General features: G+C 52.1%; 11 protein-coding genes. 4 read left to right on the top strand and 7 right to left on the bottom strand.

Annotated features, from left to right (window positions below; translation table 11 throughout):
* Positions 1 to 7 precede the first annotated feature (7 nt).
* The 7 genes from K239x_RS19750 to K239x_RS19720 form a co-directional block, all read right to left on the bottom strand.
* Positions 8 to 382 carry a response regulator gene (locus K239x_RS19750; RefSeq protein WP_145419897.1) on the bottom strand — a complete coding sequence of 125 codons (375 nt, stop codon included), beginning with the start codon at positions 380 to 382 and terminating at the stop codon, positions 8 to 10.
* Positions 383 to 386: 4 nt separating this feature from the next.
* Positions 387 to 1,547, bottom strand: a complete 1,161-nt coding sequence (locus K239x_RS19745) for a response regulator (protein WP_145419896.1) — start codon at positions 1,545 to 1,547, stop codon at positions 387 to 389.
* Between the two features lie 4 nt (positions 1,548 to 1,551).
* Positions 1,552 to 2,769 (bottom strand): response regulator, encoded by a 1,218-nt coding sequence (locus K239x_RS19740; protein ID WP_419189185.1) that lies wholly within the window; start codon positions 2,767 to 2,769, stop codon positions 1,552 to 1,554.
* A gap of 44 nt (positions 2,770 to 2,813) precedes the next feature.
* Entirely contained in the window at positions 2,814 to 4,088 is a 1,275-nt protein-coding gene (locus K239x_RS19735) for a sensor histidine kinase (protein ID WP_145419894.1), read from the bottom strand.
* A complete protein-coding gene (locus tag K239x_RS19730; RefSeq protein ID WP_145419893.1) occupies positions 4,069 to 5,433 on the bottom strand; it encodes a two-component system sensor histidine kinase NtrB in 1,365 nt (454 codons plus the stop codon). The genes K239x_RS19735 and K239x_RS19730 overlap by 20 nt, the downstream gene beginning before the upstream one ends.
* A gap of 12 nt (positions 5,434 to 5,445) precedes the next feature.
* On the bottom strand, positions 5,446 to 6,000 hold the full coding sequence (locus tag K239x_RS19725) for a heme NO-binding domain-containing protein (protein WP_145419892.1): 555 nt from the start codon (positions 5,998 to 6,000) through the stop codon (positions 5,446 to 5,448).
* Positions 6,001 to 6,063: 63 nt separating this feature from the next.
* The gene (locus K239x_RS19720; RefSeq protein ID WP_419189184.1) at positions 6,064 to 6,543 is read right to left on the bottom strand and encodes a BLUF domain-containing protein; all 480 of its coding nucleotides are present in this window, start codon (positions 6,541 to 6,543) and stop codon (positions 6,064 to 6,066) included.
* 706 nt (positions 6,544 to 7,249) lie between these two features.
* Between K239x_RS19720 and K239x_RS19715 the strand changes: the two genes are divergently transcribed.
* The 4 genes from K239x_RS19715 (at position 7,250) to K239x_RS19700 (ending at position 13,867) form a co-directional block, all read left to right on the top strand.
* Positions 7,250 to 8,314: an ROK family protein gene (locus K239x_RS19715; protein WP_145419890.1), complete on the top strand. Its 1,065-nt coding sequence runs from the start codon at positions 7,250 to 7,252 to the stop codon at positions 8,312 to 8,314.
* Positions 8,315 to 8,825: 511 nt separating this feature from the next.
* Positions 8,826 to 11,072: an HAD-IIB family hydrolase gene (locus K239x_RS19710; RefSeq protein WP_473163543.1), complete on the top strand. Its 2,247-nt coding sequence runs from the start codon at positions 8,826 to 8,828 to the stop codon at positions 11,070 to 11,072.
* Positions 11,038 to 13,044, top strand: coding sequence for an amylosucrase (locus K239x_RS19705; RefSeq protein WP_145419889.1), 2,007 nt, complete (start codon positions 11,038 to 11,040; stop codon positions 13,042 to 13,044). The genes K239x_RS19710 and K239x_RS19705 overlap by 35 nt, the downstream gene beginning before the upstream one ends.
* The gene (locus K239x_RS19700) at positions 13,037 to 13,867 is read left to right on the top strand and encodes an HAD-IIB family hydrolase (protein ID WP_419189183.1); all 831 of its coding nucleotides are present in this window, start codon (positions 13,037 to 13,039) and stop codon (positions 13,865 to 13,867) included. Before K239x_RS19705 ends, K239x_RS19700 begins: the two co-directional genes overlap by 8 nt.
* Positions 13,868 to 13,871: the final 4 nt, after the last annotated feature.

The following is a 13,871-nucleotide window of genomic DNA, read 5'->3' as shown; positions in this document are numbered from 1 at the left end:
GGATTACCTACGATTTCAATTGGAGTTCAAGGCCTTCGCGAACGGCAAGTGACAGCTCTACGTCATGGCAGGGTTTGGTAAGAAAACGAAAGACATGACCTTGGTTGATTGCTTCCTTCATCAATTCAACGTCTGCGTGCCCGGTGAGCATGATGCAAACCGTGTCCGGCAAATTCTCAGCGAGCCAATTCACTAAATCCATGCCGCTCATACCGCTCATGCGATAATCAGCAACCACAAGATCGAACGCTTCCCTTTGACACATCGACATCGCCATTTCGGCTGAATTGGCAATGAAAAGGTTGTAGGGCTGGTCACGAAGTGAACGTCGCAATCCTTGCAACAGATTCATGTCGTCATCCACGAAAAGAACGGAGGGCATAAGACTATTCCTCTTGGAAAATATTGAGAGACACTTCTTGGGCGACGGTAACGGCGTCGACCAAAGTCACATCACCCTCGGCCAGCCGAACGCTAATCGGTTCCTGGACGCCGCAGGTAGGTTGCAACAGAAGAAGCTTTTGAATCATTGCTTGATGAACATCCATGCCGCTGCGTACCAAAATGCGTCCTGCATGGTCACAGATGTTGCCGCTGAGAATCATGCCGTCGCGAAGCTCGACGAGCGAGATGTCGCGGCCGCTGCCTTGGCGATTCACTGCCTTTTCCAATGCTGTGACGACAGCTTGGTCGTAGACTTCTGCATTTCGAAGCCGCGAGAACGCACCTTCTGAGCCAGCATCGCGGAACAGTTGGTAGTCGCCGATTGCACGCAGGATCCGGGCCGCAATGGGCATCGAATCTGTCAACGGATCGTTTTGCGCCAAAACAAAACTTGCCACTGTTTCCAGTCGAGGGATAGACGAGATTAGGCTATGACCCAATTTCGGAGTCTGTGCCACGAGATTGGCGTGTTCACCGGATAAGTTGCTGCCCGACAAATACGCGTCCAACGCATCCTTGGGCAGCGAAACGCAACCCACTCGCATGAGCATTGCAGCCATCTCGACTTGCCATAGTGGGCCAATACCGATTTCCTTGGCAATCTCCTTGGCCCACGTTCGGGCCTCTTGTGTCAATCCGAAGGCTTCCGGCATCGCGAGCGACAAAACCTGGGTTAGCATCGAAACGCTCCCCGACAATGTCTTATTGAGCAGCTCGGCCTCTGCAGTAATGAGGCGATAGTGCTCCAGTCCCGCATCAAGAACTTTGGCAAGTTCGTCTGGCGGGCAGGGTTTGCTGAGAAATCGAAAGATCTCGCCTTCGTTGACCGCATCGACTGCTGTTTTTTGATCAGCGTTTCCCGTCAACATGACTCGGACCGTTTGATCGTTGATCTGACGGACTTTCGTTAGCAATTCAACGCCCGACATCTCGGGCATTTGCATGTCAGAGACGATAACCGCAAAGGGGCCATTCTCTTTGATCAACTGCAACGCAGCTTCACCGCCGACAGCGATCTCCAGATCGTAGCTTTTGCGCAAGTTGCGTTTGAACGCACTCAGGACGTTAGGCTCGTCGTCTACCAGAAGGACTTTTTTGCTCATTTGATCAGCTCCCTATGCAGGGAACGGATCCCCACACGTTCATGCGATCGCTCATCCCGATTGCACTCAAGTACGATGCGTCCCAATCAGTAACGTTGGGAGAGGATGCTGGCGGTTCTTCGCTAGCGTCCGTTGAGACGTTGACGTGTTGCTGCATATTCGCGGCGTAAACTGCAGTCAACGCCGTAAATTCGGTCGTGGATGAATCCAGAGGTCGATGATGAAACGCGATTGCTTCGACGATCGAATTAGGCAATCCCCAAAGGCCCATCAGATGCGCTCCCACTTCTGCGTGAGTGCAGCCAAACTCTTTCTGCTCTGCTTGCCAATGCGGAATCTCTTCCTTGCGAGCCAATTCAAGCGAATCGGAGTAGCGGGACGGTAGATTGACTGCAAGTATCAGCTTTCCAATGTCATGCAGCATTCCTGCAATGAACGCATCATCAATCAAATGCTGATTATCTGATTCTGTTTCGGCAACACGTCGCGCACTTGTTGCCACAGCCAGGCTGTGTTCAAGAAGATGCTCTAACGAAAAACCCTCGATCCCGGGATCAGTGTATTGCGTGAAGATTCCAGCAGACAGAACCAACGGGCGTATCACATCCAGCCCCAACAGCGCCACTGCGTGCTGAGGACATGTTACATGTTGTGGTAATCCAAAGAACGACGAATTGACCAACTGAAGCACTTTGGCGGTCATCGCAATATCGGATTCGATTCTCTCTCCAATTCGCTGCAACGATGCTTCATCCGAACTCAATTCGCAGACCAAGTCACTGTAGACCTGCGGCAGACTTGGTAAAGAACTCAATTGCGAAGTGATATTCATCAACGCTTTGTCCTGCAGCTGACTGTGCAATCCGCAAGCTCGCTGAATCGTACCGATCAGATTCCCCGGCTCGCAGGGCTTTGACAAAAATTGATGGGCTGGGCCAATCGCCCGAAAGATCTTCTCGTGTTCAGACTGGCCGCTCAAGACCAGCCGCACCATGTTGGGATACTGCTTGGAGACGCGAGTGAGCAATTCGGCACCATCAATACCAGGCATTCGCATGTCGCTAACGATGACGTCAAATGACTCTTGCTCCAATAGTTCGAGGGCAGCTGCTCCGCCGTTGGCGAATTGCATTTCCCATTCTTTGCGTTGACTGCGCAGCATTCGACGTAGCCCAGAGAGCACATTGGGTTCGTCGTCTACGAATAGAATTCTAGTCTTCATAGTCAGCATCCAATAAAGGGGGAGCTTGGCTCGCCTTGCCAATGTCAGTCAGCGGCGAGTTGCTCGGGGGAATTGGCTTTCGGTAGTTCAGGCGTCTGTTCGGCGTCGCTCAAACCTTCGGGCGTTCGCGTTTGGTCAATCGGGATTTTGATAATGAAAGTGGTGCCTTGACCCAGCTGACTCTCCACTTCAATCGCCCCACCGTGTTTTTCGACAATGACCGTTTGGGCAATCGCCAAGCCTTGGCCTGTGCCCTTTCCAACCGCTTTCGTGGTGAAGAATGGTGCAAAAATTCGCTGTATGTCCTCCTCTGCGACTCCTGTGCCGTTGTCGGAAATCCGTATTTCGGCAAAGGGGGTTGCTAAATGAGTTGAGATTTTGATCTTGCCTTTTTGCTCAGACGATTCACCCAGCGACTCGGCAATGGCATGAGCGGAATTGACCACCATGTTCAACAGCACTTGATTCAGTTCGCCAGGCAGACAGGAGACAGGGGGTAAATCCGGATCGAATTCAGTCTCCATCTCAGCAACGTACTTCCACTCATTCCGTGCAACCATGACCGTGTTCTCGATTGCATTTGACAAGTCAGTCAACGCCATCTCCGAGACTCCCGGATGCGAAAATTCCTTCATCGCACGAACGATGTTGGCAACACGATCAACGCCATCAAGCGTTTGCGTGATTGCCGAAGGAATTTCTTCCAGCAAGTATTCGACATCCGCGTCGTCCAAACTTGTCTGCAACGTTTGCTTTGCTTTATCTACATCGCCTTCTTCGTTGAGCGTGGCGATGAGTGCCTGGCAGGACTGGAGAACATCGACGAGGTCATCACAAGCGGTTTGAACAAAGCGTGTATTGTCTCCAACGTACTGAATGGGCGTATTGATTTCGTGAGCAATGCCAGCTGCCAATTCACCAATGGATTCCAATTTCTGAGCTTGCGCAAGTCGCAGCTCGATCTTCTCGAGGTCATTTGCTTGACCAATCTTTGTCGCGATTTCCAAATCTGAACTATCGTCGAACAGACAGCCATCGAAACCGGCCTCGTATGCGGCACGGTCAGCTTGGGCATCTTGACGGTCGATCAAACAGAGAACGACTTGGCATTGACGTTTCAGTTCACGAACAGCCCCCTGGATCAATTCACGATCGATCTCGCTCGAAGCGACAATCGCCAGGAGAAAACGAGAGTTGTTCGGGAGCTGCATCGCGTCGGCGCAGGAAGCCACCACAGTCGGCTGAGCATCCAGATCTCGCAGGCGTTGCTCCCAGCGTTCTTGTCGCTTCGGATCCGATTCAACCAATAGAGTTTTCATATTCTCTCTTTTCTGTGTCCATGACCTTGGGAACCGGGATGTGGATTACAAACGTCGTTCCTCCACTCGGAGACGCAACCGCTTGGATGGATCCGTCATGCCGATTGACAACAATGTCGTATACGAATGCGAGCCCTTGCCCTGTTCCTTTCCCAACCTCTTTGGTTGTGAAGAACGGCTCGAATATTCGGTCCCGAATGTGTTCAGGAATCCCTGGGCCGTTGTCTTCGACGCGAATTTCGAGATCGTTGTCAATCATTCGCGTGGTGACCAGGATCTCTCCCTTCGTGTCACCGCATTGTTCCGCTAACGCCTCGGATGCATTGGCGAGAATGTTCAAGAGAACCTGGTTGATTTGAGCTCCTAAGCAGACGATTCCTGGCAAACCTTGTTGCAAGTCAGTCTTGACGGTGGCAACATCGCGAAACTGACTGGCTGCGATCGTCAAGGCGTTCTCGATCGCTTGATTAATGTCTAGCTGGCTCTTGCCTTCGGATGGCGGCTGCGAAAACTCTTTCATCGCGACCACGATCTTGGCAACACGCTGAATGCCTTCGAGCGTCTGAGAGAACGCGTTTGGAAACTCTTCTTTCAAGAATGGGAGATCGGCGACCTCGCTTTGCGAATCAATCTGTTCAACTAGTTTGTTGGCTGGCTCATCCGCCTTGACTGATGCCAGCAGTTGGTCAAATAGATCCAGCAACTCACTCAAGTCCTCGAACGCATCCTGAAGAAACTGAAGGTTGTCATTGACGAACTGGATCGGAGTGTTGATCTCGTGCGCAATGCCCGCCGCAAGCTGGCCAATCGACTCCATCTTCTGCGCTTGATTGAGCTTTGCCTCCATCCGCTTGCGACGCGAGAGATCACGCACCAACACGGTAAACATTTTTTGTTTACAATGTGTCGTGCAACTAACTGAGATCCCTGACAGGAATACTTTGCCGGATGAGCGAACCGCGACGATCTCGTTGGAGTCAGCATCCGGCTGAGAATCAATGTTGTGATCGGCTTCACCACCCAAATCGACATCGCAGCGAAACAGAACGGCTTCGGCGTTCTCCCCGGCCTCAAACAGGTCTCGAAGGTTTAGGCTGTTGGATCGCGAGACACCGAACAATCGCTCCGCTGAGCGATTGATCGTCAGTATTTTTCCGTCGGACGAATAGGTAAGGATTCCCTCGGCAGCTGATTCGACTATCGCAGTGTTTTGTTCCGCTAGATCACGAAGCTGGCAATTTGTCTCGTAAACCTCTCGAGACTTTTGCTCCAGAAGCATTTCGGCTTCTTTGCGAGCTGCGCGTTCACGGTCGAATCGGCGTTGGAGGAGATCTAAGTCAGACACGAAATGGCTTGCTCAGGAAAGTTGAACGGAAGCGGGAGTGAGCGTAAAGCAAGCTTCCGTGCCATTCTGTTCGCCAATATCGGTCCGTTTGATATCGATCGGATCTTTGTAGTGGTCGACGCATGCCAAGATCAGCCCTTCAGCCAAGTCGGCGAAAGGACGCTTGGAGCGATAGGTCATATCCAAAACCCCATTTGTTATTTCGCATTCAAACGATGGCAATTCGGCATCTGGATATAGTTTGCGAACCTCGACGTGGATGTAGGTTTCCACCATCGGCAGGAAATCAATAGCCGAATTGATCCCGGTAAAGAACTGAGGATACAATTCGTGAAAACGACCGAACAAGTGTTTGCCAAAAGTCCGAACCAGTTCTGGCACCGGGATATTTGTCTCGCTTGAAAGCGAGATGACTAGCTGAATGAGTTCTGCGTGGTCATAGGTGCCAACTGATGTATAGGCTCCGTTGTTTGAAGTCTCTGCGCCGCCAATCATGCGGTCAGCAATGTCGATTCCCAAGTCGGCCTCGACCATTTCAATCAGTTCTGTAAAGACAATCCCTTTCATCTCAAACTCCTTCTAGGTAAGTGGCTTCCATCTTTGCCATACATGACAATGCTTCGACTGCTACTATTTATTGATCGGATCGGCTTCGCGTCGCCAACGCCCCCGACGAAACCCTTCCAGAATTTTGTCGATGCGTTTTGAATCACCGTGAAGATCAATGAAATTCTTTTGGTCGTCCGCGTCGCTGAAAAAGTCAATGAATCCGGGCAGTTCAGCGATTTCCTTTTGGCTGCGGACAAATCCCATGCTCCACTGACCAAAGTTTCGCTCTTCAATGTTGCGTTCCGCTAACATCAAGACATTGTTGTGCCGCTGGTCAAGCTGAATCTTGTCGTACAGCGCGTGCACCGTGTCAGGGTCTCCTTCAAGCACTTGGAAAAACGTGCCATCTACGAACAGCAGCATGCCCGTAACGTCAAGTGACGAATTGTTCTGACGTGCGTACTCAAGCAGTTTATCGAGCTGCTCATCACTAAACGAAACGGTTGAGGCGCTAGCGTAAACGAGTTGCACTAGCTTCTTTTTTGTATCGTCGGCTGACATTAAACGCTCCTGCATAATCCCGAATCACAAATTCAAGCCACCGCTTGGCGGCATCGGAAGCTTGCGACACATTCATCGTCGCAGAGAACGAAAAGCAGTTAGTTTTTGGGGCAAACATCGACTGCCACCTGAGTTGAACACTTTTGTGGATTCCAGGAGGGGGCGTATAAAACGCACATCCGCGAAACCTTGAAATCACTTGCAAACATGCAAATTTGATAGTTCAGCATCGCCATCGAACCGCGGCCTAAGTGGCAGCACCAATGAGACAGGAGCGTTAAACATCGCAAGCGATTCGGGCGTCAATTCAAAACCCGCGTCAATGAACCTACTGGAAATTTCGCGAGAACACTCTCGGCATCACTAATCTATATCCACTCATTTCAGTAACGTGCGCACCTCGCTGCAGCTTGTTACTTCGCATGAGAAATGAATTCTCTACAGAAATCGTAGTCCGCTAGTGAGACGCTCCGTGGTTACCAACAATCCAAGAATGCTGGTTGACCAAGGCGACGCGTCAGCTAGCCCTTGCGAATGTCGTTACTAAGTGCAGGAAAAGCGGTTCGCTCACAACGATCTTGATCGAAGGCAAGATCAGCGGCGTGTGACAGAACTCAATCGCAAACGGTAGACTATCGACGCGTTCGCATAACTCACGTTTCCTGCCATCAGTCGGCACTCCACGCAATTGAATACAGAGCATGATATGAATCACTACGTTGGTGTTGATGTCGGTGGAACCACGACGACCGTTTCGATTGGCAACGAAGAGCGGGAAGTGGTTTTCGTTTCCCCGCAGTTTGATACTCGTTCCACGGATGGCCCCGAAGCGACGATTGCAGCCATTGTTCATGAAATCGGATTGGCGTTGAAACACGTTGGATGCGCATTTGATCAAGTTCAACACATTGGATTGGCGACACCAGGTCCAGCAACGCGTGACGGCGTGTTAAAAAATTCACCCAATCTAGATCCAAAGCTGTGGAACAATTTTGCGGTACGTGGCGCACTGCAAGCGAGTATGCAAGCCGCATCACCGGGCGTAGTCGTTCACTACATCGGTGATGGGCAAGCAGCTGCGTTTGGTGAGTTTGCCATTCGCAAAGGATCCGTCACGTGGTCTCAAGCCATCCCGGAACAGTCAGCAGCAACGGCCTTGAAATCCAATTCCCTTTTCATGGCAATGGTGGGCACGGGGCTTGGTGGCGGTGCGGTGCGGCGTGGCCTTCCCGTTCGTGGTAGCCAGGGGCGCGCTGGCCATGCTGGGCACACGTTCCTGCCCCCGACCGCCTTTCGTCACGAACATGACAGGCAACTAAAAGTTGGGAACGCAGTCTCCACTGTCGAATCCGCGGTGTCGCTTACGGCGCTAACGCATCAGTTGGCTCACCGACTTACTCTTGCACAGTGGAAAGATCATCCGCTCAACGCATCCGCAGACACCAATCGCGACAAAGCAAAACAGCTTCGCGAATTGGCCGCCGATAGTGACGATCTCGCTTTGGAGTTATTCGATGACCAGGCCCGGGCGTTAGGCATCGGTTTGCTCACTGCCAATTACTTAGGCGACTACGACCTGTTAGTAATCGGTGGAGGCGTATGTGACATGAGCGATGCGATGCGTCAACGCTATCGCCAAGGTGTTGAAAAAGCGTATTACGATTCAGCATTGGATGGCTTTAGGAACTTAGAAGGCATTGAGTTTTCTATCTGCGGAGATGAAGCCGCAGTCGTCGGAGCCCTCGCTCATTCCTACACGTTTGAAACTTAGGCCGCTCGAAAAGTACTGGCCAGGGCAAGCGACTCGGTTGCTGCACCTTTTCGGCAGACATCCACAGAGGTGTTCACCCAAAGCGTTGCCTGAATCGAACCTTGATGGCTGATCGATCACGCTGACCGCCGATCGCGCAATCGGGGACTTAGCGACGACGCACCTGGGCGATTATCGATCAAACGGCGTTCGAGCACGTCTGGGTTTACCAGGGTGAGACCATGCGCCGTGTCGCTCGCAGTTTTTCCCCGTATTGCCCAGTATTGGCATTCAACTTGCTTGGTTTGGCGTGGCTGTACATCACCAAATCGATTGTAGCTTGCGGGCGTTTTGTAACGAAGGCGCTTCGCGTTTCCGGTATTAGGTGGCTCTGACGGCAAGTTAATTGCCTTTCGTAAATTCGTGACTGCGTCAGCAACACTTATAATGCTGCTACCAATTTTGATTCAGGTAACCGTTGTTGGTCCGGAAACGATCCGGACGATTCATCTCTTCGATGGGAGGGGTAAGCATGACGACCTTACGACTGAAATCTCCAACTGACTTAGGATCTCCTGCGGAATCGCAGGGACAGCAAGACATGGTTTTATTGGACCGAGGCGAACCTCTGAAGATCACGCTCATCAGTTTGCATGGGCTGATTCGAGCCGAGGGTGCGGAACTCGGCTGCGACGCTGACACCGGAGGGCAGGTCAAATACGTGTTGGAATTGGCCAAGGAACTTGCTTCGCACGAAAACGTGCGCGAAGTCGAATTGTTGACTCGGCAGATCATCGATCCAAAAGTGTCGAGCGACTATGCGATGATCGAAGAGCCCATCTGCAAGCATGCGCGGATTGTGCGGATCCCATTTGGTCCTAAGCGGTACCTGAAAAAAGAAGCACTGTGGCCCTACCTGGAAATGTTTGTTGACCAAACTCTTGTGCATTTTCGGCGAACGGGGCTGCCCGATATTATTCACGGCCACTATGCCGATGCTGGTCTGGCCGGTGCACAACTGGCCCGACTGCTGCACATTCCTTACATCTTTACCGGACACTCGCTCGGTCGCGTCAAGCGTCAGCGATTGGGGTTGGGAAAGACCAGCCAGGAGACGCTGGAAAAGAAGTACAGGTTTGGTGTCCGCATCGAATCCGAAGAGATCGCTTTGGAAACCGCTTCGATGGTCGTCACCAGTACCCGCCAAGAAGTGAAAGATCAGTACGAACTGTACGATCACTACGTGCCTTCGCGGATGGAGGTCATTCCACCAGGAGTGGACCTTGCCCACTTTTCACCGCCGACCGAGGGCGATCCAGACCCGCCGATCGCCGCTGAGCTAGATCGTTTTCTGCAGGATGCTTCCAAGCCGATAATTCTGACACTGGCGAGGCCGGACGAACGGAAAAACCTAGAAAAACTAGTCCAGGTCTACGGCGAAAGCACACAACTTCGCGAGCTCGCCAACTTAGTCATGATCATGGGGGGCCGCGACGATATCCGGGCACTTCCCAAGGCCCAAGCCCAGGTGCTCAACAACGTCATTTATCTAATCGACAAGTACGATTTGTATGGGCATGTTGCTTATCCCAAGTCGCATGCGCCTGGTGATATACCTGATTTGTACCGATGGGCCGTCAAAGGGAAGGGAGTGTTTATCAACCCTGCTCTGACCGAACCATTTGGTTTGACTTTGCTGGAAGCCGGAGCGACCGGTCTGCCCATTGTCGCGACCAACGATGGTGGCCCGAGTGATATCGTGGCCAATTGCGAAAATGGTTTGTTGATTGATCCGCTGGATTCGGAGGAAATCGAACGCGCTCTACTGCGAACGCTGACCGAACCGGAGCAATGGCAAAAGTGGTCGCAAGCTGGAATTGATGGCACGCGTAGACATTATGCATGGAGTAATCATGCGAATCGCTATTTGCGTGATTTGGACGACATTTTGAAACACACGACGACGCCCGCTCTAGTCGATCGCCCTCGAGAGCGGCGGCTGCCCGAATTTGATCGGCTAATCATTACCGATTTGGACAATACATTGACCGGGGACCCCGAGGCGCTCTCTGAATTCAATGAACTGATTCGCGAACACGACAACATTGGGTTTGGTATCGCGACAGGACGACGATTGGATAGTGCAAAAGCGCTGATCGAAGAGCTCGGATTGCCGCAGCCAGACCTGATCGATACCGATGCTGGTACGCAGTTGCATTACGGTGAAAAATTAACGCCTGATCTCAGCTGGCGAAAACAGATTGGCTACGCCTGGAAACCAGCCGAGATTGATTCGATTCTGTGCGCACTCCCCGGCGTGGTCCGACAACCCGAATCCCACCAATCTGAATTCAAACTCAGTTACGAGATTGATCCTGTCCGAACGCCATCCTCAGTCAACTTGAAAAAGTTACTTCGTGAAGCGGGGTTGCGTGCTAAAGTTGTGTTGTCATTGGGGATGTATTTGGATGTGATTCCGGTCCGCGGTGGGAGCGATCTTTCGATGCGGCACTTGCTGTGGAAATGGGGCTTTTCGCCGGATAATGTGCTGGTTGCGGGCGACTCCGGCAATGACGCTGGCATGTTGCTTGGCCGCACTTTGGGCGTGGTCGTCGGCAACTACAGCCCAGAACTCGAGCGTCTTCGCAAGCGTCCTCGGATCTATTTTGCCGAAGCTTCTCATGCGAGAGGGATTATCGAAGGCATTCACTACTACCAATTCTTAGAAAACATAGTCATCCCGAATGATCGGATCGAACCTGCAGTCGAAAGCGAATAACGGCGCGGCACACGCGTCCCAACCGCTGCGGTTCGAAAGTGAACTGTCGTTGAAAAGATTGATGCCGCGTCTGGATGCGGTATGGGATGCCAGCGGTGCGGATGAATCGCTAAGGACGGAATTTAATCTCCGCCTGGAAGAATATTGGTACGCGCTGTTCGAGATTCTTCACGAGCTCTACGGTAGCCGCTACGACTTCTTTTATCATCTGGAGCAAATACTGACGACGGCGGCGACCGCTTGGATCAATCGCCCCGAATCTCTCCGCGAAGTGGATCGGCATCGGATCAACGAACCCGATTGGTTTGCGTCAGAGAAAGTCGTCGGCGGCGCCTTATACGTTGATCTATTCAGCGAGAACTTGGGCCGACTGCGTGAAACGATTGGGTATTTCAAAGAGCTCGGCCTCACGTACCTCCACCTGATGCCGCTTTTTGCCGTTCGTCCGGGTGACAATGATGGCGGATATGCGATCAGTAACTATCGCAGCGTCGACCCTCGATTGGGAACCATCGACGATCTAAAGCTGTTGGCCGACGAACTTCGAGCTGCAGGAATCACGCTGGTGTTGGATTTTGTGTTCAACCACACATCCGATGACCATCAGTGGGCCAAGCTGGCGCAGTCAGGCGATCGCGAATTTCAACAGTACTATTACATTTTTCCCGACCGGGAAGTGCCCGATCAATACGAGCAAACGCTGCGAGAGATTTTTCCGACCGTCCGCCGCGGTAATTTCACGTGGCATGATGGCATGCAGCAGTGGGTTTGGACGACGTTCAATAGTTTTCAGTGGGACCTCAACTACGGAAACCCCGCGGTCTTTCGTGCCATGCTGGAAGAAATGTTCTTCATCGCGGATACCGGCGTCGACATGTTACGGCTGGATGCTGTGGCGTTCATTTGGAAACGCATGGGCACAAGTTGCGAAAACTTGCCCGAAGCTCACCGCATGATACAGGCGTACAACTTGTTGGCCAGAATTGCCACGCCTGGATTGCTGTTCAAGTCCGAAGCAATCGTGCATCCCGACGACGTCGTAAAATACGTCAGTCCAGAAGAATGCCAGATCTCTTACAACCCAACTCTGATGGCTTTACTTTGGGAGTCACTCGCGACGCGGCAAACTCGATTGTTGACCCGGTCGCTCAGTCATCGTCACAAATTGCCCGATGGCACAGCTTGGGTGAACTACCTGCGTTGCCATGACGATATTGGCTGGACATTTGATGATGCGGACGCGGCGGCTATCGGCATCAACGCGTTTGATCATCGAAAGTTCTTGAACGACTTTTACACCGGGCAATTTGAAGGGTCGTTTGCCCGCGGTGTCCCGTTTCAGGAGAATGTCGAAACCGGAGACATGCGGATCGCAGGAACGTTGGCGTCATTGGCTGGGCTTGAGCTTGGCATCGAGCACGATTCGGAAGAAGAAAAAGAGCTGGGGATCCGGCGCATGCTGCTTCTGCAAAGTATTACGCTCAGTATCGGTGGTATTCCGTTGATCTATCTGGGCGAAGAATGGGGCATGCTGAATGATTACGAGTTTGTAAAAGACCCCGCCAAAGCCGGTGATACTCGCTGGGTGCATCGTCCCAAAATGCAGTGGGAATTCTTGGACGAGCTCGATGACAACATCGAATCGGGAAGTGGTTCGATTCGCACGCGTATCTATCGGTCGCTGCAGCGAATGATTGCGGTCCGTAAATCGCAGCCTGCTTTTGCCGGTCAAGCGATGAAGCTGATTTCGACTGGAAATCCGCATATCGTCGTGTTTGCTCGGATGAATGCCGGCCATCACGTGATTGTCGCCGCGAACTTTTCGGAAGAGATTCAAACCATCGACGGCAATTATCTACGGACGGCTGGGCTGGGGCGATTCTTTGAAGATGTCTTGACCGACAGAACCTACGGGACAAGTGACGCACTTCAGCTCGATCCCTACCAATATGTCTGGTTGCGTCGTGTCTAAGGCAAACGATTTGAATCAGCATCGCATTTCAACGTTGGCAACGGACATGGACGGCACGTTCATCCCGCTCGAGGGAAATGCCGACAATGTCCGAGACCTAGCTGTGCTCGGGCAACAAATGAATCGCCATCAGATCGATTTGGTGTATGTCACGGGGCGCGATTTCGCATTGGTGAACGATGCAATCGATACTTATCAGCTGCCGGCTCCGATGTGGGTGATCTGCGACGTAGGCGCAGCGATTTATCATCGTGGCGAAAGCGGCGATTATGATCTGCTTGCTGAATACCGATCTCACTTGTCTCGGATCGTAGCGACGGTCGGAACTGCAGCGCTGTTGGAGCCGTTTTCAGAGATTGCCGGATTGCGAAAGCAGGAAGAATCAAAGCAGAGCGAATTCAAACTCAGTTTCTACGCGGATGCCAAGCATTTGGACAAGACTGCAGGCTTGCTACAAAACTTGGTTTCAGAAATGAAGCTTCCCTACGAAATGATTGCCAGCGTGGACCCATTCACTGGCGATGGACTAATCGATCTTTTGCCTCGAGGTGTTTCCAAAGCTTCCGCTTTGGATTGGTGGGCGAAGCATGTCGGCTGCCATCGCCAGTCGATTGTCTTTTCCGGAGATTCGGGCAACGACCTAGCTGCGTTGACCGCTGGATACCGCAGCATCGTTGTTGGAAATGCCTCCGCGTCGTTGATTGAAAAGGTCCAGCAAAAACATCGTTCGTCTGCTTGGGATAATCGGCTTCATGTCGCCCAAGCCTCTGCGACCAGCGGTGTATTGGAAGGTTTGGAACACTTTCTCTCTCAGCCGCAGTAACGAT

Origin of the sequence: Stieleria marina, assembly GCA_007741555.1 — a bacterium.
GTDB lineage: Bacteria > Planctomycetota > Planctomycetia > Pirellulales > Pirellulaceae > K23-9.
This window is presented reverse-complemented; position numbering and strand designations above follow the sequence as displayed.

Excerpts from the sequence above, each read along its gene's own strand:
- K239x_RS19725 (WP_145419892.1), bottom strand. The coding sequence starts at position 6,000 with ATGAAAGGGATTGTCTTTACAGAACTGATTGAAATGGTCGAGGCCGAC.
- K239x_RS19710 (WP_473163543.1), top strand. The coding sequence starts at position 8,826 with ATGACGACCTTACGACTGAAATCTCCAACTGACTTAGGATCTCCTGCG.
- K239x_RS19750 (WP_145419897.1), bottom strand. The coding sequence starts at position 382 with ATGCCCTCCGTTCTTTTCGTGGATGACGACATGAATCTGTTGCAAGGA.
- K239x_RS19715 (WP_145419890.1), top strand. The coding sequence starts at position 7,250 with ATGAATCACTACGTTGGTGTTGATGTCGGTGGAACCACGACGACCGTT.
- K239x_RS19745 (WP_145419896.1), bottom strand. The coding sequence starts at position 1,547 with ATGAGCAAAAAAGTCCTTCTGGTAGACGACGAGCCTAACGTCCTGAGT.
- K239x_RS19740 (WP_419189185.1), bottom strand. The coding sequence starts at position 2,769 with ATGAAGACTAGAATTCTATTCGTAGACGACGAACCCAATGTGCTCTCT.
- K239x_RS19735 (WP_145419894.1), bottom strand. The coding sequence starts at position 4,088 with ATGAAAACTCTATTGGTTGAATCGGATCCGAAGCGACAAGAACGCTGG.
- K239x_RS19705 (WP_145419889.1), top strand. The coding sequence starts at position 11,038 with ATGATCGGATCGAACCTGCAGTCGAAAGCGAATAACGGCGCGGCACAC.
- K239x_RS19720 (WP_419189184.1), bottom strand. The coding sequence starts at position 6,543 with ATGTCAGCCGACGATACAAAAAAGAAGCTAGTGCAACTCGTTTACGCT.